Source organism: Paraburkholderia acidipaludis NBRC 101816 (assembly GCF_000684975.1).
Lineage (GTDB): Bacteria > Pseudomonadota > Gammaproteobacteria > Burkholderiales > Burkholderiaceae > Paraburkholderia > Paraburkholderia acidipaludis.
In genome coordinates this window covers 45,611-68,629 of sequence record NZ_BAXZ01000029.1, presented here as the reverse complement: position 1 = coordinate 68,629, position 23,019 = coordinate 45,611, and the positions used below count along the sequence as shown (strand labels likewise).

At 67.2% G+C, this 23,019-nt stretch carries 20 protein-coding genes; 14 read left to right on the top strand and 6 right to left on the bottom strand.

What is annotated here, in order from left to right; translation table 11 throughout:
* Positions 1 to 342: 342 nt before the first annotated feature.
* Positions 343 to 792 (top strand): PaaI family thioesterase, encoded by a 450-nt coding sequence (locus BAC01S_RS26675; protein WP_027797512.1) that lies wholly within the window; start codon positions 343 to 345, stop codon positions 790 to 792.
* A gap of 26 nt (positions 793 to 818) precedes the next feature.
* Here the strand turns inward: BAC01S_RS26675 and BAC01S_RS26670 are convergent, their stop codons facing one another.
* Positions 819 to 1,730: a ketopantoate reductase family protein gene (locus tag BAC01S_RS26670; protein WP_027797511.1), complete on the bottom strand. Its 912-nt coding sequence runs from the start codon at positions 1,728 to 1,730 to the stop codon at positions 819 to 821.
* A gap of 144 nt (positions 1,731 to 1,874) precedes the next feature.
* Between BAC01S_RS26670 and BAC01S_RS34890 the strand changes: the two genes are divergently transcribed.
* Together BAC01S_RS34890 and BAC01S_RS26660 are read left to right on the top strand one after the other, a co-directional pair.
* The gene (locus tag BAC01S_RS34890; protein WP_156954549.1) at positions 1,875 to 2,267 is read left to right on the top strand and encodes an SDR family NAD(P)-dependent oxidoreductase; all 393 of its coding nucleotides are present in this window, start codon (positions 1,875 to 1,877) and stop codon (positions 2,265 to 2,267) included.
* Positions 2,268 to 2,492: 225 nt separating this feature from the next.
* Entirely contained in the window at positions 2,493 to 2,684 is a 192-nt protein-coding gene (locus BAC01S_RS26660) for a hypothetical protein (RefSeq protein ID WP_027797509.1), read from the top strand.
* Positions 2,685 to 2,689: 5 nt separating this feature from the next.
* Here the strand turns inward: BAC01S_RS26660 and BAC01S_RS35400 are convergent, their stop codons facing one another.
* A complete protein-coding gene (locus BAC01S_RS35400; protein WP_218001790.1) occupies positions 2,690 to 3,130 on the bottom strand; it encodes a hypothetical protein in 441 nt (146 codons plus the stop codon).
* Between the two features lie 111 nt (positions 3,131 to 3,241).
* On the opposite strand from BAC01S_RS35400, the gene BAC01S_RS26650 reads away from it, so the two are divergent.
* The 3 genes from BAC01S_RS26650 to BAC01S_RS26640 all read left to right on the top strand — a co-directional run bounded on the left by BAC01S_RS26650 (position 3,242) and on the right by BAC01S_RS26640 (position 5,384).
* Positions 3,242 to 3,715 (top strand): YMGG-like glycine zipper-containing protein, encoded by a 474-nt coding sequence (locus BAC01S_RS26650; protein WP_027797508.1) that lies wholly within the window; start codon positions 3,242 to 3,244, stop codon positions 3,713 to 3,715.
* A 40-nt stretch (positions 3,716 to 3,755) separates the two neighbouring features.
* On the top strand, positions 3,756 to 4,268 hold the full coding sequence (locus BAC01S_RS26645) for a hypothetical protein (RefSeq protein ID WP_027797507.1): 513 nt from the start codon (positions 3,756 to 3,758) through the stop codon (positions 4,266 to 4,268).
* Between the two features lie 246 nt (positions 4,269 to 4,514).
* Positions 4,515 to 5,384, top strand: a complete 870-nt coding sequence (locus BAC01S_RS26640; protein ID WP_043203792.1) for an oxidoreductase — start codon at positions 4,515 to 4,517, stop codon at positions 5,382 to 5,384.
* Positions 5,385 to 5,427: 43 nt separating this feature from the next.
* Here the strand turns inward: BAC01S_RS26640 and BAC01S_RS26635 are convergent, their stop codons facing one another.
* Positions 5,428 to 6,069 (bottom strand): hypothetical protein, encoded by a 642-nt coding sequence (locus tag BAC01S_RS26635; protein ID WP_027797505.1) that lies wholly within the window; start codon positions 6,067 to 6,069, stop codon positions 5,428 to 5,430.
* A gap of 14 nt (positions 6,070 to 6,083) precedes the next feature.
* Positions 6,084 to 7,373: a selenium-binding protein SBP56-related protein gene (locus BAC01S_RS26630; RefSeq protein WP_027797504.1), complete on the bottom strand. Its 1,290-nt coding sequence runs from the start codon at positions 7,371 to 7,373 to the stop codon at positions 6,084 to 6,086.
* A 260-nt stretch (positions 7,374 to 7,633) separates the two neighbouring features.
* On the opposite strand from BAC01S_RS26630, the gene BAC01S_RS26625 reads away from it, so the two are divergent.
* Positions 7,634 to 7,966 (top strand): DUF4148 domain-containing protein, encoded by a 333-nt coding sequence (locus BAC01S_RS26625; RefSeq protein WP_027797503.1) that lies wholly within the window; start codon positions 7,634 to 7,636, stop codon positions 7,964 to 7,966.
* 128 nt (positions 7,967 to 8,094) lie between these two features.
* Here the strand turns inward: BAC01S_RS26625 and BAC01S_RS26620 are convergent, their stop codons facing one another.
* Complete coding sequence (locus tag BAC01S_RS26620; protein ID WP_027797502.1) at positions 8,095 to 8,655, bottom strand: TetR/AcrR family transcriptional regulator; 561 nt, start codon at positions 8,653 to 8,655, stop codon at positions 8,095 to 8,097.
* 116 nt (positions 8,656 to 8,771) lie between these two features.
* Between BAC01S_RS26620 and BAC01S_RS26610 the strand changes: the two genes are divergently transcribed.
* Positions 8,772 to 9,563 (top strand): SDR family NAD(P)-dependent oxidoreductase, encoded by a 792-nt coding sequence (locus BAC01S_RS26610; protein ID WP_027797501.1) that lies wholly within the window; start codon positions 8,772 to 8,774, stop codon positions 9,561 to 9,563.
* Between the two features lie 46 nt (positions 9,564 to 9,609).
* On the opposite strand, the gene BAC01S_RS32695 is transcribed toward BAC01S_RS26610, so the two are convergent.
* Positions 9,610 to 9,933, bottom strand: coding sequence for a hypothetical protein (locus tag BAC01S_RS32695; RefSeq protein WP_245616691.1), 324 nt, complete (start codon positions 9,931 to 9,933; stop codon positions 9,610 to 9,612).
* A gap of 269 nt (positions 9,934 to 10,202) precedes the next feature.
* Here BAC01S_RS32695 and BAC01S_RS26600 point away from each other — a divergent pair, with 269 nt between their 5' ends.
* From BAC01S_RS26600 to BAC01S_RS26575, 6 genes are all read left to right on the top strand, one after another.
* Positions 10,203 to 10,907: a response regulator transcription factor gene (locus BAC01S_RS26600; protein ID WP_027797500.1), complete on the top strand. Its 705-nt coding sequence runs from the start codon at positions 10,203 to 10,205 to the stop codon at positions 10,905 to 10,907.
* Positions 10,908 to 11,056: 149 nt separating this feature from the next.
* The gene (locus BAC01S_RS32690; protein WP_245616690.1) at positions 11,057 to 12,754 is read left to right on the top strand and encodes a sensor histidine kinase; all 1,698 of its coding nucleotides are present in this window, start codon (positions 11,057 to 11,059) and stop codon (positions 12,752 to 12,754) included.
* Positions 12,755 to 12,902: 148 nt separating this feature from the next.
* Positions 12,903 to 18,980, top strand: coding sequence for an alpha-2-macroglobulin family protein (locus BAC01S_RS26590; RefSeq protein WP_027797499.1), 6,078 nt, complete (start codon positions 12,903 to 12,905; stop codon positions 18,978 to 18,980).
* A gap of 11 nt (positions 18,981 to 18,991) precedes the next feature.
* Entirely contained in the window at positions 18,992 to 21,226 is a 2,235-nt protein-coding gene (gene pbpC, locus BAC01S_RS32685; RefSeq protein WP_245616689.1) for a penicillin-binding protein 1C, read from the top strand.
* 154 nt (positions 21,227 to 21,380) lie between these two features.
* Entirely contained in the window at positions 21,381 to 21,851 is a 471-nt protein-coding gene (locus tag BAC01S_RS33425; RefSeq protein ID WP_027797498.1) for a hypothetical protein, read from the top strand.
* A gap of 287 nt (positions 21,852 to 22,138) precedes the next feature.
* Positions 22,139 to 22,792 carry a fimbrial protein gene (locus BAC01S_RS26575; protein ID WP_245616688.1) on the top strand — a complete coding sequence of 218 codons (654 nt, stop codon included), beginning with the start codon at positions 22,139 to 22,141 and terminating at the stop codon, positions 22,790 to 22,792.
* Positions 22,793 to 23,019 lie beyond the last annotated feature (227 nt).

Here is a 23,019-nt window from a genome sequence, read left to right as displayed (position 1 = left end):
ATCAATGTATCGTGCCGACCCAGCGTTAACAGCCCGCCGGCCGGACTGATCCGCCGCCAACGTTTGCATCCGATGCGGCACGCATAGAAGCGGCGTGTCACGCGATCTTCATATCGTTTAGGTCGGGACTTGCCGGCCTGGCGGGCACGCGGTCGGTCACACCCGATTCGTTCGGATACCATATCAATTATCGGCATGCCGGAATGCACCGATCCTGCGCGAGGAAGATGCTGCACAGATTTAAGAACGATCGTTCTAAAAGAGGTAGGATGCTGCTCACGGAAGGCGCGTTCCGCGCCCGCATTGCGCCGAAAACGCGCCATCTACGGAGGCTACGACCCCATGGACCTCGTTGCAGAATTGCCTGCCGGCCTGACCGGCATCGAACAGTTGCGCCACATGGTGCAGGCCGGCGGCCGCGCTCCGATCGGCAACGCGCTCGATTTTTACCTGGTGGAAGTGGAGGAAGGGCGCGTGGTGTTCGAAGGCGTGCCGGGGCTCGGCGTCTACAACCCCATCGGCACGGTGCACGGCGGCTATGCGGCCACGCTGCTCGATTCCGCGTGCGGCTGCGCGGCGCATTCGCGCCTCGGCGCCACCCAGGGCTACACGACGCTCGAACTGAAGGTGTCGTATCACCGCGCGATGACCGTCGATACCGGGCCGGTACGCGCGGAAGGCCGCGTGCTGACCATGGGCCGTCGCGCGGCCTTTACCGAAGCCACGCTCACGGACGCGGCCGGCAAGGTCTACGCCACGGCCACGTCCACGCTGCTCGTGTTCGAGCGGTGAAGGCGGCGGCGCCCGGGTGCGGAGCTTCAGACGGCGCCGGCTGCCTTGTCCTCGATGAGCCGCACGAGCGTATGCAGCAGCCGGTTCGCGGGCGTGGCGACGCCGAGGGCTTCGCCGCGCCTCACGACGAAGCCGTTCAGATAATCGATTTCGCTGCGCTTGCCGCGCGCCATGTCCTGCGCCGTGGACGAATACTGGCCAGGCATGGTTTCCGCAATGCGGCGCACCGCCAGCTCGACGTCGGGCGGCAGGGTCACGCTGTCGGCGTGAGCGACCGCGACGCATTCGGCCACGACGTCGCGCATGGTGTCGCGCACGCCCACGCCCTGCACGAGACGGCCATAGGGGAGTTGCGCGATCGCCGAAAGCGCGTTGTACGCGCAGTTCAGGATCAGCTTGGCCCATAGCGCGCCGCGCACGTTCGCGGAGATTTCGGTGGGCACGCCTGCCGCAGCGAGCGTCTGCGCCACGCTTTCGCTGTGCGAAGAAGGTTCGATCACGAGCTCGCCGCGGCCGTGATGGCGCACGTGGCCCGGTCCCGCCATTTCGGTGGCGACGTACACGACCGCTGCCGCGACTTCCTGCGTGATGGCGCCGCGCAGGCGCCCGGCGTTGTCCACGCCGTTTTGCAGCGTCAGCACGAGCGTGTCGGCAGCGAGATGCGGGCCGATGGCGGCGCCCGCGCTTTCGGTGTCGGTCGATTTCACGCAGAACAGCACGAGCCGTGCCCCCTCGACGGCGGCCGGATCCGCGCTGGCGACGAGATGCGGTCGGCCGATGCACTCGTCGAACTGCTGCGTTTCGAGGCGCAGGCCGTCGCGCCCGATGGCCTCGACGTGCTGCGCCCGGCCGATCAGCACGACCTCGTGCCCCGCGCGTGCGAGCATGCCGCCGTAGTAGCAGCCCACCGCGCCCGCGCCCATGACGGCGACTTTCATACGGATTCCTCCATTAGCCAAGGCAAGTTTGTGTTCAGCGCAATTCGAATCCGGGCGCGTTGAGCGCCTCGCGCAGCCGGTCGCGGCCATGCGGCGGCTTACGGCTGCTTCAGCGCGGAAGCGAGCGGCGGTCCGGCCGGCAGCGTGCGGGCCGCGCCGGGTCCGTGCCGAGCTCGTCAGGCGCAGTATGGTACACGCGCCGCCGGGTTAGCGCCGGGCTGCGGAGAGCGGCGCCGGCCGGCCCAGGCGTTTCGCGCTCCGGCCGGATCTGGGCAAGCCGCTTCCGGCTGTTCGACAGGCTTTGGCCGCGAACTCGCGCTCGCCGAACTCGCGCGCGGCTGGCATTGCGTCGCGACGGCACGCAACCAGGCTGTCCTCGAAGACCTCGCGCCCGAAGCCGGCGAATGTCTGCTGCGCGTGACGCTCGACGTCAACGACCCCGCGCGGGTCGATGCGGCCGCGAAGGCCGTGTACGCGCAATTTCAACTTCAAGGTGACGCCGTTCGCATACGCCCATGGGTCGAGCGCACGGCGTGATGCTTCGCCGGGAAGACTGGAGAGACAACCCGAAGAGGGTGGAACGCGTTTATCGCAATGCAGACCGCATTTCCCTGACTTTTGTTCGTCATGCGTAATTACTAAGCTCGGTCTTTCCTGGCCAATTTCCATGCGATTAATCCGTCGGCCGGAGGGTTTCGCGTCATCTGCTTTTGTCCGCCACTCGGGACCAGAACAGCGGCCATATTCTGTCAGGAAAATCCGATGCTCAGTGCTCTTGAATTTGCAACGCTCATGCTGGTCAGGGACGCCGCGGACCGGATCGCCAGCCGCGATGAGCTGGCACCCCTGCTCGAACGCCAGCTCATTGCGCGGGAGCAGCCTGGCGGCACGTCCGTCCTGCAACTCACGCCGGAAGGCGCATTGCTGCTCGGCCGGCTCGGGCCCATTCATTAACCGGATCACGGCTGACCCACGCCGTACCGGATCACCAGGCCCGGCGACCGGGGAGGGCGGGCCGCAAAGGAAAGCCGCGCGAGGCGCTGCAACTGCTCGTCGTAGCCGCGCAGGTCAGCAAATGACCTTGCCATAGCCGGACAGCCCGGCGGCGGTCTCCACCAGACATGATGTCGACCTTCGGGTGTGCGCCGCAGTAAGCCCTGCGCCACGCATACACTGAGCATATGCTGAACCGTTGCAAGACCCGCATCGAGCCGGACCATGATTTCGGCACGCGTGCACCGCTCACCTGGAGCCATGCACGCAAGCAGACGCTCGACGGTAACGATTCCAGCCGTGCCCATGATGCAGGTTTCCATTCGTGAAATGTTTTTTTCTGTGGCGCACGCAACGGCCTCCGGCGGCGACGACAGTCGCACGTCCGACGATCCGCCAAGGGTCATTTACGTAGTTCTTTCATCATAGTCATGGCGCGTCGTAATTTCTGGATGGAATGCGGCCGATCGCGATTATGCTTTGCGGGCAGTAGCCACAATTCGATTGGAGATACGGCCATGAAAAAAATTAGCATTACATATCTGTGCGCCACGCTTGGCGCAGCGTGGATGATTTCGCCTGCTCGGGCACAGCAGCCTGTGGTTTATCCGGCGCACGGCCAGAGCGCCCAGCAGCAGAGCACCGACGAGGGGGCGTGTTACGCGTGGGCAAAGCAGCACACCGGCATCGACCCCGCGGCAGCAGCGGCCCCACCGCCTCAGGCTCAGGCACAGAACGGCCAGCGGGTCAGGGGTGCGGCGGCCGGGGCCGCAATGGGCGCCACCGCGGGTGCCATCGGTGGCGATGCAGGCCATGGCGCGGCGGTCGGCGCGGTCGCCGGCACGGTGGCGGGCGGCATGGCACACCGGCAGCAGGCGCGGGCCGCCGCGGCACAAAATGCGCAGACGCAGTCGATGCAGCAGCAGGCGCTTTCTACGTATAACCAGTCCTGGGCGGCCTGCATGCAGGGCAGGGGATATTCGGTGCGCTGATCGCGCAACGCGGCGGTCAGGCCACCCGAGGGAGAAGATAATGAACCAGTTCACCGCGAAGATCCGGCACGAGTTCCTGGAAATGTTGCCGCCCACGATTTTCTTCCTCATCATCCTGCACATCGTGGCGCTGATCCGCTCGCTGATGACGCACGACACTGGGATCACGCTGCCCACCGCCGGATCGATCACGCTGGCCGCGCTCGTGCTCGGCAAATCCGTCTTGCTGGCCAACATGCTTCCGTTCGTGAACCGCTTTCCCGAAAAGCCTCTGATCTGGAACGTGGGATGGAAGACGCTCATGTACACGCTGGTGGCGCTCGTCATCCACTTCCTCGAACGGCTTTTCGAGTACTGGAAGGTTGCGCACAACCTCGTCGAGGCCAACCGCAACCTGCTCGCCGAGCTGGACTGGGCACATTTCCTGGCAATCCAGATCCTGTTGGTCGTCCTGATCCTGAACTACTGCATCATGGCGGAGCTTTCACGCGTGATAGGCCGCCGCCGTTTCGTTGCCATGTTCTTCGGCCCGTTGCCTGCGGCGAACAGCTGAATGCGTGCACCCATACTGGAGCCGGGACCGTTCCGCACCGATTAGCGACTCGCGGTTGCTCCAGCGCGGGAGCGAGCGGGCGGTCCAGCCGGCTGTGCGCCAGCCGCTCCGGGTCCGTGCCGCGCTCCGGTCGGATTTGGGCAAGCCGCTTGCGCTGCCGCTATGATCGATTGATCGGTCGCGCCGCGCTCCTTCCTCACGGGCCGCTCCCTGGCCCCTCATCCCCCCTTTCTTACGAGGCGATTCATGTCTGCGAATACCCCCGCTACGAATACCCCGTCCCCGGTGTGGTTCATCACCGGCTGTTCGACAGGCTTTGGCCGCGAACTCGCGCTCGCCGTGCTCGCGCGCGGCTGGCGTTGCGTCGCGACGGCACGCAACCAGGCTGTCCTCGAAGATCTCGCGCCCGAAGCCGGCGAGCGTCTGCTGCGCGTGACGCTCGACGTCAACGACCCCGCGCAGGTCGATGCGGCCGTGAAGGCCGCGCACGCGCAATTCGGCGCTATCGACGTGCTGGTGAACAACGCCGGCTATGGCTACCAGAGCTCGATCGAAGAGGGCGACGAACGCGAGATTCGCGCACAGTTCGACACCAATGTATTCGGCCTCTTCGCGCTGACGCGCGCGGTGCTGCCCGGCATGCGCGAGCGCCGCAAGGGGCATGTGATCAGCATTACGTCGGTGGCGGGGCTCGTGGGCTTTCCAGGCTCGGGCTATTACGCGGCCACCAAGCATGCTGTCGAGGGCTTTTCCGATGCGCTGCTCGCCGAAGTCGGCCCGCTCGGCATCAAGGTGACCTGCGTGGAGCCGGGACCGTTCCGCACCGATTGGGCGGGGCGCTCGCTCGTGCAGACGCCGAATCGCATCGCCGATTACGAGCAGACCGCCGGCGCGCGCATGAAGCGCACCGCCGAGGGCAGCGGCCATCAGCCGGGCGACCCGGCGCGCGCGGCGCAGGCGATGATACGCGTGACCGAAGTGGAGCAAGCGCCGCGCCATCTCGTGCTGGGGGCGTTTGGCGTAGGCGCGGTGTCGGAGCGTTTGCGTGTGGCGCTGGCCGAGATCGAGGCATGGCGTGAAGTGAGCATCGGCGCCGATTTCCCCGCGAACGCGTGAGCGCCGCGCGGCGTGCGCGGTTCGTTTTGTTCGACCCGCCCGCTCAACCCGCCGCCATCACGAGCGTGCCGGTGGCGACCAGCGCGCCGCGCCAGAGCCAGTCGAAATTGATCCAGCCGCGCCGCAGCAGACCGAGCCCCACGTATTCATAGGCCGCGAGCGCGATGGCGGCCGTCGTGGCGAGCGTAGCAAGCGTATGCAGCGCCGTGAACTGCAGCGAGACCGTGAGCGTATGCGCGGCGCCGGCGGCGCCGGGCGCGCCTCCGCACAGCGGCAACAAGGCGGGCATCAGCATCAAGCCCGCGCCGTGCAGCGTCGCCATCAGCGCCGACCATGCGGCGAGTCCCGCAAAACCCGCCGTTATGCCCATGCGCACGCGATGCCGATGGCCATAGGCTTGCTGCCATGCGGCCCAGCCGATCAGCAGTGCGCCGAGCATCCAGTGCAGGCCGCCTTCCGGCAGCCATGCCCCGAGCGCCGCGGCGGAAGTCGTGAACAGCGGGATCGAGGCGGCATGGCCGAGCGCGATGGGCGGCAGGGCCATCAGCAAGGCCGTGCGGCTGCCGCGCTGCAGGCCGAGTGCCGTCGCGAAGAGCCACCCCATCGCCGGGTTCGCGCCGTGGAAAATGCCGCTGCCCACCACGGCGGCCCAGATCGGCCAATGCGCATCGAGAAGGCTGGTCATGCCGCGCCCCGAAATTATGGATAGCAGTACGAATCAGATGAGCAGTCGCCGCCTTCCAGCCGGACCTGATGCGGCCGGTGCGACTTCGGCCAGTCGATGAAGAAGCGCTCGTCGAAGGCGAGGCCGCCGCCGGGCGCGGCGTCGAGCTTCACCATCCAGCCGTCGATGTCATCGGGATAGAACTGCTCGTCGATCGCGCCGTAGAGCGAGTTCGTGAAGTAGACGCGCTGTCCGTCGCGGCTCACTTCCACCATTTGCGGGCCGCCGTTGAGCGCGCGTTCAGGCGCATGCGGATGGGCCGCGCGCGCCGCGATGCCGCCTATGCGCACGCTGCCGGTGAGGCGCGCGTGCTCCGGATCGGACACGTCGTATTGGCGCAGGTCGCCCGTGCCCCAGCAGGCAACATAGAGATAGCGGTCGTCGAGCGAGAGCGCGATGTCGGTGACGAGCGGCGGCACCGCGCAGAAGCCTTTGAGCATTGGCGGCAGCAGCTCGAGGTCCGCGGGCTCGGCGGGGATCTCGATGATCTTGCGCGCGGGCCGCAGTTCGAACACGAGCTGATTTTCCGCGCCGAAGTCGAGCGTCTGTTTGTGGCGGCGCGTGTGCAGGTCCCAGAAGTGTAGCCGGTGCCCGTACCGGCCGCCTGGCAGCACCTCGGGCACGAGGCCGTTCTCGAAGGTGGCCGGCAGGCCCCATTCGCTCGTGACCACGGTGTCGAAGCCCAGGTGCCACCAGCCGTCATAGGCGAGTTCTTGCGGGCCGCGCTCGATTTCCCACTGGCCGAGTATGTCGAAGCTTTCGTGGTCCATCAGGAAGATGCCGCCTGGCGCTTCGCCCTCGGCATTGGCGAGCGCTGTCGCATAAATGCCCTCGGGGCCGCAATGCACGGTATGCGGGCGCGTGTAGCCGGCGCGCCGCGCGACGGTTTCGGGTTCGTGCACGCGCACGATATGCGGCTTGCGCGGATCGGGCTTCGTATCGACGATATGGATGCGTGACGAACGCAGTCCCGGTACGACGAGATAGCGGCGCTCCGTATGCGCATGCGGAGCGTTGGGGCACAGGCACGAACTGCACGCGTTCCAGCCGAAATGATGCAGTTCGTCGCCGGTGTTGGGCATCGGCAGGCGGTGGACGATACGGCCATATTCTGCGGATGCCGGATCGAGGTCGACGACATCGAGCGTATCCGCTACCTGCCGGCTGGGGTCGAAACTCGCGACATATGCGAGTGTTTCCTTCGGTGCATCGCCCGCCATGCGCGCGGACGGATAAAACGTCGGATCGGGTTTCCAGGTCGCCATGGCACTCCCCCTCGTCGGGGAGCTTCTATGATGCGCCGGCTGTGCCGACAGCGTCGGGTTTGTGTCCCTTATTCCTCCCTGGCAGAAGCTTATGAGAGAAAGCGATAAAAACTACGGCCTGCCAGGCAGGCGATTATCTGTTCTGCGAAAACAGTGATTTCATTTTGCTGGCATTTATCTGGGCGCCATCCCTCTCTAGACTGTGCTCAACGGATGCAGAAAAGAACTGCACCGACAATCAAGTTCTCGGAGGTAGTGCCATGAAATCGCTCATCAAGGCTGTTGTGCTCGCAGCCGTTCTCGCAGTTCCTGCTGTTTCGTTCGCCCAATCGCAATCGGACAATGGTGCGGTCACGCGCGCTCAAGTGCGCAATGAACTCGCGCAGCTCGAGGCAGTCGGCTATCACCCGCAAGCCAACGACCACACGTATCCGGACCAGATCCAGGCAGCCGAAGCGCGTGTGCACGCAATGAACGGCGAGCAGACGAGCGGCTATGGCTCGGCTACCGGCGGTTCGTCGCAAAGCGGCGGTGCGGCCGATACGTCGGCCAGCAGCTACTCGGCGCCGGTGCGCGTGTACAACGGCCATTAATTGGGGCCAGCGGGGCCTGGCGCAACGTCGGGCTTCGGACAGGCTTTGGTGCGCCGCGCGAGCTTCAGGGTTCGCGCGGCGTTTGTGTTTATTGGCGCGCCGCGGCCCCTGGTGCGCAGGGTGGGATATCAGTGCGGATTGCCGACGCCGTGATCGGCAATCCAGGCCCGCGTTTCTTCGAGCACTTCGTCTGATAACGTTGGGTCGTCGATCAGGCGCGCGAGGATCACGGCACCCAACATTGCCGACCAGGCACCAATGACATTCCTGCGCGCCTTTGCGGCTTCCTTGCCCGTGTGGCCCGCGCTATAGCGCTCGATCTGCTTTTTCAGGCCCGCGGCCATGACGGCGCGCGCCTCCGGCGTTTGCCGCACCGTTTCGGCGCCGAGCGCCGCGGTGGGGCAGCCGGCGGCCACGTCGTCGCGGTGCGCGGGCGAGAGATAAGCCGCCGCGAAGCGCGCGAGATCGGCGTTGCCGGCTTCGCCCTGCGCGAAGACGTGAGCCAGCGTCTGCGCGATCAGTTCGTCCTTCGACTTGAAATAGCCATAAAAGCCGCCGTGCGTGAGCCCGGCGGCGTTCATGACGTCGGCCACCGTCACCGCGTCGTAGCCGCGCGCCCGGAACAGCATGCCCGCTGCCTCCAGAATCTTCGCGCGATTCAGCGCCACTTGCTCCCGGCTGACCCTCATCGTTCTCTCCACGTGTGCATCGACGAATGCTTGACATTATACATGATGTCCATCATCATAAATTTATACATGATGATTGTCATGTAAAATCATCTCACTCTTGAAGGAGATTCACGATGTCCGATCGTCCTGCAGTGCTGATTACGGGTGCGTCCACTGGTATTGGCGCCGTCTATGCCGACCGCTTTGCGCAGCGCGGCCATGACCTCGTGCTGGTCGCGCGCGACCTTGCGCGCATGGAAGAACTGGCGGCGCGGCTGCGCACGCGCGATGGGGTGAAGGTAGAGGTTGTCGGCGCCGATCTGACCGAGCGCGCCGACCTCGTGCGTGTCGAAAAACGCCTCGCTGAAGACGAACGCATCGGCATCCTTATCAATAACGCCGGTACGAGCCTGCCGGGCACCTTCGTTGAGCAGGGGCCGGAGGCCGTGGGCAAGCTCATCGACCTCAACGTAACCGCGCTGGCGCGCCTTGCCGCTGCCGTCGCGCCGCGCTTCGCGCGCGAGGGCAAGGGCGCGATCGTCAATATCGCTTCGGTGTTGGGGCTTCTGCCGGAGTACCGCACGAGCGTGTATGGCGCGACGAAGTCGTTCGTGCTGTTCCTTTCCCAGGGGCTGCACCTCGAGCTCGGCGAACACGGCGTGTACGTGCAGGCCGTGCTGCCCGCGGCAACGCGTACCGAAATCTGGGCGCATGCCGGCAAGGACGTCAATGCGCTTACGGGCGTGATGGAAGTGGGCGACCTCGTGGATGCCGCGCTGGTAGGCTACGACCGCCGCGAGACGGTCACGATTCCGCCGCTGCCGGACGCACGGCAATGGGCCGACTTCGATGCGGCCCGGCTCGCCATGGGAGCGAACTTCGCGCAGTCGCAGCCGGCCGAACGCTATCGCAGCGCCGCACGCTGAGTGAATGACCGGCTCGACCTGTCGAGCGGACTTATCGAGCGGCTCGTCAAGTGCGCGAGGCAGCGGGGCGGCGCTTCAGGGTGCGCTGGGCGGCGGCGGCCACTGCCGCGGCGGCCTCGTTGGCGCCGCGCAGCGTGAGCCGGTTGGCGAGCACTTCGAGAAACACGGCGAGATCGTTTTCGCCGTACTGAAGCACGAAGCCGTCGACGACTTCGGCAATCGCATGCACGCGGCTCTCGGCCGAGAGCGTGCTCGCGATGTGCGAAGCCCCGCGCGCCAGCTCCAGGCGGTACTGGTCCTCGCATGCGGTGGCGCTTATCGCACGCCGGTTTTTCTTTGCATAGTCCATGGTCTCGTCACTGGCAGACATCGCCCGCACCGGTTTGCCGCCCCGGCACCGGTTGAGAGTGGGGTCTTCGCGTGGCCTGCACGGCCATCAGGTCACGACGGTCTGTTCTTTTGTGATGGGATGATTGGAACCGCAGCGCGGGGGAGCGGCAATACCTGGAATCAGGTAGGGGCACGGGAAAAGGCAGCACGGCGGCTCGTTGAGCGCGCACAATGGTGCGAAGCCAACGCCGTCGCCCGCACCAGCGGGTTCCCACCACGCCATTCGCTTCCGCGTCTCGCCACGGAGCCATGAACCCAGCGCTGCCCGATCTGCCCGAATCCGTCCTGCCCGGACCGCTCCTGATCGTCGAAGACGAACTGCCGACCCAGCGGCGCCTGGCGGCCATACTCACCGGTCTCGGCTATCAGGCCGAAGCCCTGCAGTTCGCCGGCGATATCGCGGCCGCGCGGGCGCTGCTCGCCGAGCAGCCGTTCGCGATGGTGCTGGCCGACGTGGGCTTGCCCGACGGCAGCGGTATCGACCTGATTCGCGAGCTTTTCCGCCATGATCCGGCGCTGCCGATTCTGGTAATCTCGGCGTGGAGTACCGAGCAGATCATCGTCACGGCGCTGCAGGCCGGGGCGACGGGGTATCTGCTCAAGGAACGCGACGACATCGAGATTGCCCTGTCGATTCGCAGTGCGCTGCGCGGCGGCGCGCCGATCGACCCGTTCGTGGCAAGGCGCATTCTCGACCTGGCGGGAGCCGGGAGGGCGGCGGAAGGGGCCGGCAGCGGGGTGCCGGCCGCGCCGCCCGGGCCGTCGCTGAGTCCGCGCGAGATCGAGATTCTCGGGCTGGTGGGAAAGGGGCTCACCAACCGCGAGATTTCGGAGGTGCTGTCCTTGTCCAGGCTGACCGTCGAATGCCACATCAAGAACATCTACAAGAAGCTGGCTGTCAATTCGCGCACGCAGGCCGTTTTCGAGGCGCGCACGCAAGGCTGGCTGCCCTGATCTGCTTTTTATGCTGGCTGCATGCGGCGTTCGCCGCGCCGGCCGGTTCTGCTGCTTCCCCGCCTGCTTTTACCCCTGCTTTTACCCGTATCGAGGCTGCCCGCAGCGACTGGCACGCGCAGCAGCCGCCCGCCACGGGCTGGGTGAGCGTGGCACTGCCCGACTTATGGGCCTCGCGCTGGCCGGATTTCGACGGCGTGGTCTGGTATCGCCTCACCTGGCAGCAGCCGCCGAGCGCGCAGCCGCTGGCCGTGGCCATCGACTATCTGAGCATGGCGGGGGCGGTCTATCTGAACGGCACGCTGCTAGAACGCGACGCCTCGCTCGTCGAGCCGCTTACGCGCGCCTGGAACAGGCCGCGCTACGAGCTATTGCCTGCACCGCTCCTGCATCCCGGCGAGAACACGCTGCTCGTGCGCGTTTCGGGGCTCGCGCCGTATCAGCCGGGACTGGGCGGCGTCGCGCTGGGCGACCCCGCGGTGCTGGCCGCCGTGCACGCCCGCTCGCTGAACGTGCGTTACGACCTGCAGCTCTTCAGTCTTGCCGTGACGGCGACCCTGGGCTGCTTTTTCTTCTCCCTGTGGCTCATGCGGCGCGACGAGGCCGCCTACGGCTGGTTCAGCGTGCTGTCGTTCACCTGGTGGTGGGTGGCGCTCAACCAGGTGGTAGCCACGCCCTGGCCGTTCGCGAGCACGAGCGGCTGGGAGCGCGCCAATTCGTTGGCCTTGATCGTCTACAGCGCGGCGTTCACGATGTTTATCCTGCGCTACAGCGAGCGACGGTTGCCCCGGTTCGAACTCGCGTTGTGGGCCGCCGTGCTGGTGGGGGTGATTGCCATCGTCGCGGTGCCCGAGCGTCTCGTTGCCGCGACGCGTGATGTCCTCACGATCGGCCAAGCCTGCAACTTCTTCCTGACCTCCGGCGCTTTCCTGTGGTTCGCCTGGCGTCACGGCCGGCCCGACCAGCGCATCGTGGCGCCCAGCGTTGCGGTCTTCATCGCGGCGGGTCTGCACGACCTGCTCGCCTTCGTGGGCGTTCTCGACGACAACCTCTATTTCACCGCGCTGACCGCGCAACTGCTGATGGTGTCGATGGCATTGATGCTCGCCTGGCGCTTTGTCGCCACCTTGCGCCGCGTCGAGCGTTTCAACGACGAACTGAATCTCGGCATTGCCGCGGCGCGCACCGAGCTGGGACAGACACTCGCACGCCAGCACGAGCTCGAAGTGGCGAATGCGCGGCTTGCCGAGCGCGTGCGGCTCGCGCACGACCTGCACGACGGCCTGGGCGGCACGCTCGTGAGCGCCATCGCGGAGCACGAATATGCGCCCGGCGTGCTGCCCGAGGGCCGCTCGCTCGCGATCCTCAAGGAGCTGCGCGACGACCTGCGCATCATCATCGACGCGGCGTCGAGCCAGGAGCTCGGCGAATATGCGCTGGCGGGGCAGCTAGGATCGCTGCGGCACCGCCTCATGCGGCTCTTCGAACTCCAGCGCGTGGCGTGCCGCTGGACGCTCGAAGGGATCGAGGGCTGTCGCATGCCGGGCGCGCGCGGACTGGACCTGCTGCGCATCGTGCAGGAAGCGCTGACCAATGTGCTCAAGCATAGTCAGGCGTCCCAGGCGAGTGTGGAGCTGCGGCGTGTCGGCGAGACGCTGCAGCTCGCCGTGACCGACAACGGTGTGGGCTTCGACGCCGCCGACACCGCGCACGGCGGCGCCGGCATGCGCAGCATGCGCGCCCGCGCGACGCGGCTGGGCGGCGTGCTCGTGGTGGAGTCGGCGCCGGGCGCGACGCGCATCGCCCTCGACATGCCCCTTCACATTCCCGCGGACACCGCGGGCTGATCCGTCTTTTCGATATCGACTCCGCGATCTCGCGGGCAAGATGCGCGCACCGGACAGTTACGGCGCGTGGCGCCGTGCCGCGCGGTACGATGCAGCGCTCGCTCGACGGCGAGCCAGACGCCATGGACGTGAACAACGGGATCGGTCGATGCAAACCCATAACGCAAAGAAAATCGGGTGGTGGACGGCGGCGCTTGCCGCAATGCTGAGCGCAAGCGCGCTCTTCGCCTGGCGCGCCGACGCTGCGCGCACGCTGAGCGTGTCGCCGGTCGGCACGGTCGCGCAGGCGCGCCAGGTCGTGATCAAATTCGACGAGGCGATGGTCGCCTTCGGCGCCGCGAACGCGAAAGACCCCGCGCACGTGCAGTGCAGCGACGCGGCTGCGGGCGAGGGGCAGGGCCGCTGGATCGACGAAAAGACCTGGGCGTGGGACTTCAAAAGCGATCTGCCGCCCGACGTGCAGTGCAGCATCGCGCTCGACGACGCGCTCAAGTCGACGGCCGGCAATGCGGTGACGGGTGCGCGCCGCTATGCGTTTTCGACCGGCGGTCCGTTTCCGGTGGACGTGCGCCCCTGGGGCGGCACGATCGAGGAGAACCAGGCGTTCGTCCTGACGCTCAACGGGCCGGCCACCGACGCTTCGGTGCGCCAGCAAGTGTGGTGCGAGTCCGAGGGGCTCGGCAACCGCATTCCGGTTCGCAGCGTGGATGCACCGGCTCGCGCGGCACTCCTCAAGCATTTCCGGCTGGACAAGGACAGCGCGCGCGTGCTCACGCTCGTATGCCAGCAGACGCTGCCCTCGAGCGCGAAGATGCAGCTCGTCTACGGCAAGGGCGTGGCGGGCCCGCATGGCACGCCGAACGACACGGAGCGCCGCTACGACTACACGGTGCGCGAACCTTTTACGGCGAAGTTCAGTTGCGAGCGCGAGAATGCCAAGGCGCCTTGTACGCCGCTGCGCCCGGTGCGCGTCGAACTGAGCGCGCCTGTCTCGCATGCCGACGCGGAGCGCTTCCGGCTGCGCGGCCCGAACGGCGAGATCGCGCCGACCTTCGCGAAGGACGAGGCCGGCAACGACGTCACGACCATCGAATTCGCCGCGCCGCTGCCCGAGCGCGCGCAACTCACGGTGCTCGTGCCGGCCGCGCTCAAGGACGAAAGCGGCCGCCCGCTCTCGAACGCCGACCTGTTCCCGCTGCAGGCAGCCACCGCGCCCATGCCGCCGCTCGCGAAGTTTTCGTCGTCCACCTTCGGCATCATCGAACGCTATGCGGAGCCGGGCATGCCGCCGCTCGTGCCTGTCACGGTGCGTAACGTCGAGGCCGATCTGCACGTCGCGGGGCTCAATGCGGGCGAAGCGCGGTTTTCGAAGCTGGCGGTGGGCTCGGACGCGGACATGCGCCGCTGGATGCGCCTTGTCGAGACGTTCGACGCCTATGGCATGACCGAGTCGGCAATCGAAAAGCAGATGTCCGGTCTGCTGGCGCGCGCGAAGTCGCCGGTGGTGGTGCCGCCTTCGGCAGACGGAGATTCGGACCAAAGTGCGGACCAAAGCGCGGACAGCGGCGGCAAGAAAGAGCGTGTGATCGACGTGCGCTCGCTTTCGCTGCTGGCGGGCCAGCCGGGCGTGCAGACCCTCACGCTGCCCAAGGCCGATCCGAAGTCGTTGCGGCCGTTCGAGGTGGTGGGCATTCCGGTGCAAAAGCCCGGCTTCTACGTGATCGAGCTCGCCTCGCCTTCGCTCGGCGCGTCCCTGCTTGGCAAAGCGGTGCCGATGTACGTGCGCACGGCGGTCCTCATCACGAATCTGGGCGTGCATTTCAAGCAAGGCCGCGAGAACAGCGTGGTCTGGGTGACGACACTCGACAAGGGCGAGCCGGTGCCCGGCGCGGACGTGCGCGTATCCGACTGCAATGGCGAGCAGATCGCCCAAGGCCGGACCGATACGCACGGACTCCTGAACATCGAGGGCGCACTCGCGAACCGCCGCACCTGCGGCGAGGACAGCTATAGCGGTTTCTTCGTCTCGGCGCGCATCGACGATCCGAAGACCGGGCCCGACATGGCGTTCGTGCAGTCCGACTGGAATCGCGGAATCGAGTCGTGGCGTTTCAACGTGCCCACGGATACGAGTCTCGAGCCCACCGTGCGCGCTCATACGGTGTTCGACCGGCCGCTCTTTCGCGCGGGCGAGACCGTTTCGATGAAGCACTTCATCCGCGCGGAGACGATGCATGGCCTCGCATTTCCGGCGCAGTATCCGACCCGCGTGACGATTCGCCATGCGGGCAGCGGGCAGACGTATCATCTGCCGCTCACGTGGTCCGCGGACCATACCGCGGTGTCGACGTTCAGGATTCCCGCCGAAGCGAAGCTGGGCGAGTACGACGTCTCGCTCGACGACGGCGATGCGTCCGCGCAGAGCGGCGACGACACGGACGGCGACAACGGCGGCGATGACAGTGACAGCGCCGTCCACATGAATTACGACAGCGGCAGCTTCCGCGTGGAGGCATTCCGTCTTCCCGTGTTCAAGGGGACCCTGGGCGCGCGCAACGAAAAGACCTCGCCGCTCGTCGCGGCCAGGGAAGCGCCGATCTCGCTGCAGATCGACTACGTTTCGGGCGGTGCGGCCGCCAATCTGCCGGTGCAGGTCTCGGCGCTCGTTAAGGACCTGACGCCCGCCTTCACGGACGACTTCAGCGACTTCAGCTTCGCGCCCTGGACACCCGCGCAGGCAGGCGACGAGGCGACCGACGACGACGAAAGCCCCGCCCAGGAAGATACCGAAACGGCCAGGCTCGTCGCCGACAAGGAACCGCTCACGCTCGACCGCAACGGCGCGGGCACGCTGGTGCTGAAGAACCTGCCCACCGTCGACACGCCGAAGCGCCTCGCGCTCGAAGCGACCTTCGCCGACCCCAACGGCGAAGTGCAGACGATAGGCGGCAGCGCCACGCTGTGGCCAGCCGCCGTGGTGGCGGGCATCAAGGCGGGGAGCTGGGTGTCGGTGGGCGACACGGTGCCCGTCACCGCGCTTGCGCTGGATCTGCAGGGCAAGCCGCGCGCGGGCGTGAAGCTCGAAGTGCGCGGCGTGGCGCGCATCACGACCACGTCGCGCAAGCGCATGGTGGGCGGCTTCTACGCCTACGACAACCATACGCAGACGCATGACCTGGGCGTGCTGTGCAGCGGCAAAAGCGACGACCACGGGCTGCTGACGTGCAAGGCGAAGCTCGGGGAGGCTGGCAACATCGACCTGATCGCGACCGCCACGGACGGCGCCGGCCACGCGTCCACGGCTACCACCTCCGTGTGGGTCACGCGCGAGGACGAACTGTGGTTCGGCGGCGACAACACCGACCGCATCGACGTGCTGCCCGAAAAGACGAGCTACGAGCCCGGCGAGACCGCGCGCTTCCAGGTGCGCATGCCGTTCCGCTTTGCGACGGCGCTCGTCGCCGTGGAGCGCGAGGGCATCATGGAAACGCACGTCGTGCAGCTCGACGGCCGCGATCCCACCGTCGAGCTCAAGGTGGGCGACCAGTGGGGGCCGAACGTCTATGTTTCGGTGCTCGCCTTGCGCGGGCGCATCCACGAGGTGCCCTGGTACTCGTTCTTCACATGGGGCTGGAAGGCGCCGCTCGAATGGGCACGCGCGTTCTGGTACGAAGGCCGCCAGTACGAGGCGCCCACGCCGCTCGTCGATCTCTCGAAGCCCGCCTATCGCTACGGGCTCGCGCGGATCCGTGTGGGCACGGCGGCGCACCGGCTCGACGTGAGCGTGACGCCCGACGCGAAGCGCTATGCCGTGCGCGGCGTCTCGCATGTCGCGCTGCGCGTGCAGTTGCCGAACGGCCAGCCGGTGCCGGCCGGCACGCAGATCGCGGTAGCAGCCGTCGACGAGGCGCTGCTCGAGCTCATGCCGAACGAGAGCTGGGATCTGCTCGACGCAATGTTCCAGCGGCGTTCCTATGGCGTGGAGACCGCGACGGCACAGATGGAGATCGTGGGCCGGCGCCACTTCGGCCGCAAGGCGGTGCCCGCGGGCGGCGGGGGCGGGCACGCCGCGACGCGCGAGCTCTTCGACACGCTGCTCTACTGGAATCCGCGCGTGACGCTCGACGCGAAGGGCGAGGCGCGCGTGGACGTGCCGCTCAACGACTCGCTCACGCGCTTTCGCATCGTCGCGGTGGCGGCGAGCGGGACCGAGCGCTTCGGCACCGGCAGCGCAACGATCGAAAGTACTCAGGACCTCCAACTGATTTCGGGTCTGCCGCCGCTCGTGCGTGAAGGCGATGCGTTCCGCGCGCAGTTCACGCTGCGCAATACCACGGCGCGCGCGATGAAAGTCGTGGTCACGCCGAACGTGCCGCCGCTCGCGCTCGCGCCGCAGACGGTGGATCTCGCGCCCGATTCGTCGCGTGAGATCGCGTGGACGGCGACAGTGCCCGATGGACTGGCCGAGGCCGAACTGCCCGCGCTGGTCTGGAACGTGAGCGCGGCGGAGCAGGGCGGAGCGCATGCCGCCGACGCCGTGAAGCTCACGCAGCGCGTCACGGCCGCGCTGCCGGTGACGGTGCAGCAGGCCACGCTCGCGCAGGTGGACGGCACGCTCTCCCTGCCGGTGGCGCCGCCCGCGAACGCGAGCGTCACGCAGCAAGGCCGCGTGCGCGGCGGCATCGCGATATCGCTGCAAGCGAAGCTCGCGGACGGCCTGCCCGGCGTGACGCGCTGGTTCGACCGCTACCCGTACAGTTGTCTCGAACAGCAGACCTCGGTGGCGCTGGGGCTGCGCGATCCGGTCCGCTGGCAGGCGGTGCTCGCGCACCTGCCTGTCTATCTGGACGGCGACGGCCTCGCGAACTACTTCCCGCCCGCCGACGACAGCGCGAGCCACGGCAGCCCCACGCTGACCGCGTATCTGCTTGCCGTAACCAACGAGGCAGCGAAGCTCGACCCGCGCTTTGCGCTCCCCGACGCGCTGCGCGCGAAAATGGAAGACGGCCTCACGCGCTTCGTGGAAGGCCGCATCGAGCGCAACACATGGGCGCCGCGCCGCGATCTCGACCTGCGCAAGCTTGCGGCGATCGAGGCGCTCTCGCGCTACGGCGCGGCGAACGCGCAACTCTTCGGCTCGATCGAAATCGCGCCGAACCAGTGGCCGACCTCCGCCGTGATCGACTACTACGGGAGCCTCGCGCGCATGCGCGACGTGCCCGATCGCGAGGCCAGGCTCGCGCAGCTCGAACAGATCCTGCGCGCCCGGCTCACGTATCAGGGCACGCAGCTCACGTTCTCGACCGCGAGCGACGACGACCTCTGGTGGCTCATGACGGGCACCCAGGTGAATGCGGCGCGTCTTGCGCTGGCGATGGTCGACAATCCGGCGTGGAAGGACGAGATGCCGCGTCTCGTGGCCGGACTGCTCGCGATGCAGCGCAATGGGGCCTGGGAGACGACGACGGCCAACGTCTACGGCTCGCTCGCCGTGGAGCGCTTCTCGCGCGTTTTCGAAAGCGAGCCCGTTACCGGCACGACGAAGATCCAGTTGGGCGGCGCCGAACGCGACGTTTCGTGGAGCGCTACCCCGGCCGGCGCGGCCTCCGGCGCTGAAGTGGCCGCACACGCGGCCACGCGCGCGGCGGCGGTGCGCGGCACCTTGCTCGACTGGTCCGCGGCGCGTTCGAACGCCACCCTCTCGCTCACGCAGGCAGGCAGCGGCAAGCCGTGGGCGACGATCGAAAGCCTCGCCGCCGTGCCCTTGCGCGCGCCGTTTGCGGCGGGCTACCGCATCACGAAGACCGTCACGCCGCTCGAACCGGCGGTGAAGGGCGCCTACACGCGCGGCGACGTGCTGCGCGTGCATCTCGACATCGAGGCGCAGACCGACATGACCTGGGTCGTCGTCAACGATCCGGTTCCGGCCGGTGCGACGATCCTCGGTTCGGGCCTCGGGCGAGATTCGGCGGCGGCGACGCAGGGCGAAAAACAGGAGCAGGATGGTCCGTGGCCCGCGTTCGTGGAGCGCGATTTCGACGGCTATCGCGCGTACTACGACTATCTGCCGAAGGGGAAGGTGTCGATCGAGTACACGGTGCGGCTCAACAACGTGGGCAGGTTCGGGCTGCCGCCCACGCGTGTCGAGGCGCTGTACGCGCCCGCGACGTTCGGTGTCCTGCCGAATGCGCCGGTCGTCGTGAAGCCCGCGCCGCAAGCCCGATGAGCGGAGCGGCGATGGGTGCCCGATGCTTTGTATCCGCGGCGGTGCTGAGCATCGCACTGCTGCCGGTCCCGGCGCTCGCGCTGCCTTCGTACGACGACGTCCGCGCTCAATGGCGCAGCTCCGACTGGGTGCTGCTCGCCCGCGACGGCACGCCGCTGCAGCGCACGCGGGTCGAGCGCACGGCACGGCGCGGCGACTGGGTGGCGCTCGCCGACGTTTCGCCTGCGCTGCGCGACGCGATCGTCGTTTCGGAGGACAAACGGTTCTACGAACACAGCGGCGTCGACTGGCGCGGCGCGGCCGCCGCAGCCTGGGCGAACCTCTGGAATACGCGCACGCGCGGCGCCTCCACGGTCACGATGCAGCTCGCGGGCTTGCTCGACGACAGTCCGAAGCGCTCGGGGCAGCGCTCGCTCGGCGAGAAGGCCGTGCAGGCCGTCGACGCGCTGCGCCTCGAACACAGCTGGCGCAAGGACCAGATACTCGAAGCGTATCTGAACCTCGTGCCGTTTCGCGGCGAGACCGTGGGCCTCGCGGCCATTTCGCAGACGCTGTTCGGCAAGGCGCCCGCCGGCCTCGACGACCGCGAGGCCGCCGTGGCCGCCGCGCTGATCCGCGCGCCGAATGCGCCGTCCGCGAAGGTTGCCGCCCGCGCCTGCCGCATCCTGCGCGATCTGAACGACGCGAGTGGCTGTGCCAATCTCGACGGCTTCGTGCAGATGGCGTTCGCGCGTCCTGCGGCGGCGGACGACTACGCCGCATTCGACGGCGCCGACGCGCTCGCGCCGCACTTCGCGCGGCAGGTCGCGAGCGCCGTGCATCCGGCGGCGGGCCAGCGCGTGCGCTCGACGCTCGACGCCAACCTGCAGCGCTTCGCGCGCGACACGCTCACGCGCACGCTGATCGAGCTGAACCGGCCCGACCACCCGCGCAACGTGAAGGACGGCGCGGCCGTGGTGCTCGACAACGCGACAGGTGAAGTGCTGGCCTGGGTGGGCTCGTCGGGTGCGCTCTCGGCGGCGCGCGAGGTGGACGCGGCGCTGGCGCTGCGCCAGGCGGGCTCGACGCTGAAACCGTTCCTCTACGCCGAGGCCATCGAGGAGCGGCGCGTGACCACGGCGTCGCTCCTCGACGACGCGCCGCTCGACCTCGCCGCGGGCGGCGGCCTCTACATGCCGCAGAACTACGACAAGGGCTTCAAGGGCTGGGTGAGCGTGCGCACGGCGCTCGGGTCGTCGCTGAACGTGCCCGCCGTGCGCACGCTCGTGATGGTCACGCCGCACCGCTTCGCGAAGACGCTCAAGGCACTCGGACTGCCGCTGAACGAAAGCGGTGACTACTACGGTTACAGCCTCGCGCTGGGCAGTGCGGACGTCACGCTCGTTTCGCTGACGAACGCGTACCGGGCGCTGGCGAACGGCGGGGTGGCAAGCCCGCTCGTCGAACTGCCCGCCGCATCCGGTACGCGTGTGTTCAAGCGCGTATTCAGTCGAGATGCAGCGTTCATCGTCACCGACGTCCTCGCGGACAACAACGCGCGCACGCGCACGTTCGGCTTCGATAGTCCGCTCGCCACGCGCGTGTTTTCGGCGGTGAAGACGGGCACGAGCAAGGACATGCGCGACAACTGGACGGTGGGCTACACCTCGCGCTACACGGTGGGCGTATGGGTGGGCAACGCGGACGGCTCGCCGATGTGGGACGTTTCCGGCGTGAGCGGCGCGTCGCCGGTGTGGGCCGCGATCGTCGGCTATCTGCATCGCGGCGTGCCGAGCGTGGCGCCTGCCGCGCCGCCCGGCGTCGAGCGCGTGCGCGTCACGTTCGCCAACGCGCTGGAACCGGCGCGCAGCGAATGGTTTCTCGCGGGCACGGCTACGCCTTACGTCGGGCTCGCTGCGAATGCTTCGGATGCGGCGAATGCCGCAAGCGGAGGGCCGGCGCAGATCGGCAGTCCGGTGGACGGCACGATCTTCGCGCTCGACCCCGACATCCCCGCCGCACGCCAGCGCGTGTGGTTCGAGCGTGCGGCGGGATCGACGACACAGGTGACGTGGCGGCTAGACGGCAGGCCACTGGGTACGGCCGCGCGCGTGGCGTGGCTGCCGTGGCCAGGCAGGCATGTGCTGGAACTGGTGGATGCGCGCGGGCAGACTACAGATTCGGTGCGGTTCGAAGTGCGGGGGGCGATGGCGAAGGCGGGTGCGATGCCGCCGGTCCGAACGCCGGCCGGCGTGGCTACCCGCTAGTCCTGAGCGTTCATCCGTTTGCAAGGTGCGCCAGGCAGTTTTCGTAAGGGGCAGTGTCTATAACTGCCTAAAGATTTCCAGAACGATGCCGCAATACCTCGCAGGGTAGTAGGGCCCATAGGGGGCAGGCGTAGACGTTCATCCGGAGGTCGTCATGAAAACTGATAAGCAAACCATGCGCCGGCTGGCCGGCGCGGCTGGGCTGGTCGCGCTGGCAGGGATGTTTGCCGTACCGGCCTGTGCGCAAGGCGGAACCATTACGTTTACCGGCGCGATTTTGGCTCCGGCGTACGACATTGCGGTAACTGCGGGGCGAGCCGCTGTCGGAACAGCGAGCCTGGACTATGACGGCGGAGCGTCGGGTACGACGGTATCCTTCGTTGCACCGCCCGGCAGCGCCCCGGCCGCCGATGTCGCGCTGATGACGGCCAATCCGGTGCGCCAAGACAACCTGGCGGTTTCCCGGACGGTTGCAGTCAGTCTGGTGAACCGTGCCGGCAAGCAGCTCACCCCGGATGCGGATGGGCATTACAAGCTGGACGAGCACGGCGCCGTGATGGAGCTGAAGTCCGCGTCCGCCACGCCGGGCAGCACGCCACTGGTGGTCGTGGTCAGCTATAACTGATCGGGCCGGCAACCCGGGGCGCGCAAGCTCCGGGACTACATTGTTGTCCATCCATCTGCTATCGCGAGGCCGGGCTGCCCCGGCTTATCGCGCCCCCGTCCGGCTTCCGGGCGACGCCTCCGCCCACCTCCGCCGCAAATGACGATGCCTTGGGTCGTCTCTCGACGATCCGACCACTGACGAAGGATCAGATGCCGCCGCATTTCGGACTAATCCAGTAGTCAGACCAAGTCACGTTGGCCGACTATTACGTTTGTCATCCTTATCGGCGGGCCGGAGTTAGGGCGGTGGATCAGGAGGCGTGGTGCGGGCCGCACATCGATGCTCAGATCGCCGCTTCGCTTCCGGCGGGTCTTTTCTTACGGCTCTGTCAGTTCAATGTCAATTCTGGAATTCTTGAAATGAAAAAGGTCGCTATTGCGGCTCTGGTCGCTACGGTGGGTCTGGCTGCCGGCACGGCGCACGCGGACAGCACTTCGCTGAACTTTACCGGCCAGGTGACCGGTGCTACGTGCAATATCGACGGCAACGGCCAGGGCACCAACAACTTTTCGGTCCAGTTGCCGGCGCTGTCGGCTTCTGCATTGTCGGCGGCGGGTTCGACGGCCGGCTCTACCGGCTTTACCATTGCGCTGACCAACTGCACGCCGGCAACCGGCAATGTGCGCACGTTCTGGCAAGGCGCGAACACGCTGCCTGACGGCAATCTGGTGAACAACGGCACGGCGCCCAAAGTGGAAGTGCAGCTGGTGGACTACAACAGCGGCATGCATACCATCAACACCAGCCAGCCGGACGGTTCGCAGAATTCCTACGCTGTTGCGCTTTCCTCCGGCGGCAACGCCACGTTGAAGTACGCAGCGCAGTATGCTTCGCCCGCGGGCGGCGCCGGTCCGGGCAGTGTGTCGACGAACGTGACCTACTCGCTGGTCTATCAGTAATCGTGGCGCAGGTGGGCAGGGAATACGTTGCCTTGCCCCTTGTTTCGCTGTTGTTGTTCTGTTGCGTTGCTTTGCTGCGCTGCTTTGTTGTTATCGCGGGCCTATGCCGCTGGGTGGACGTCTGGTGGCCGGGCGGGCTCGCAACAAGTTGCACTGTGTGCGGGCCGAGTGACCCGCATTCCACGCGCATTCCATTGAGTGATCGACGTGATGGGCTTGCCACTGCA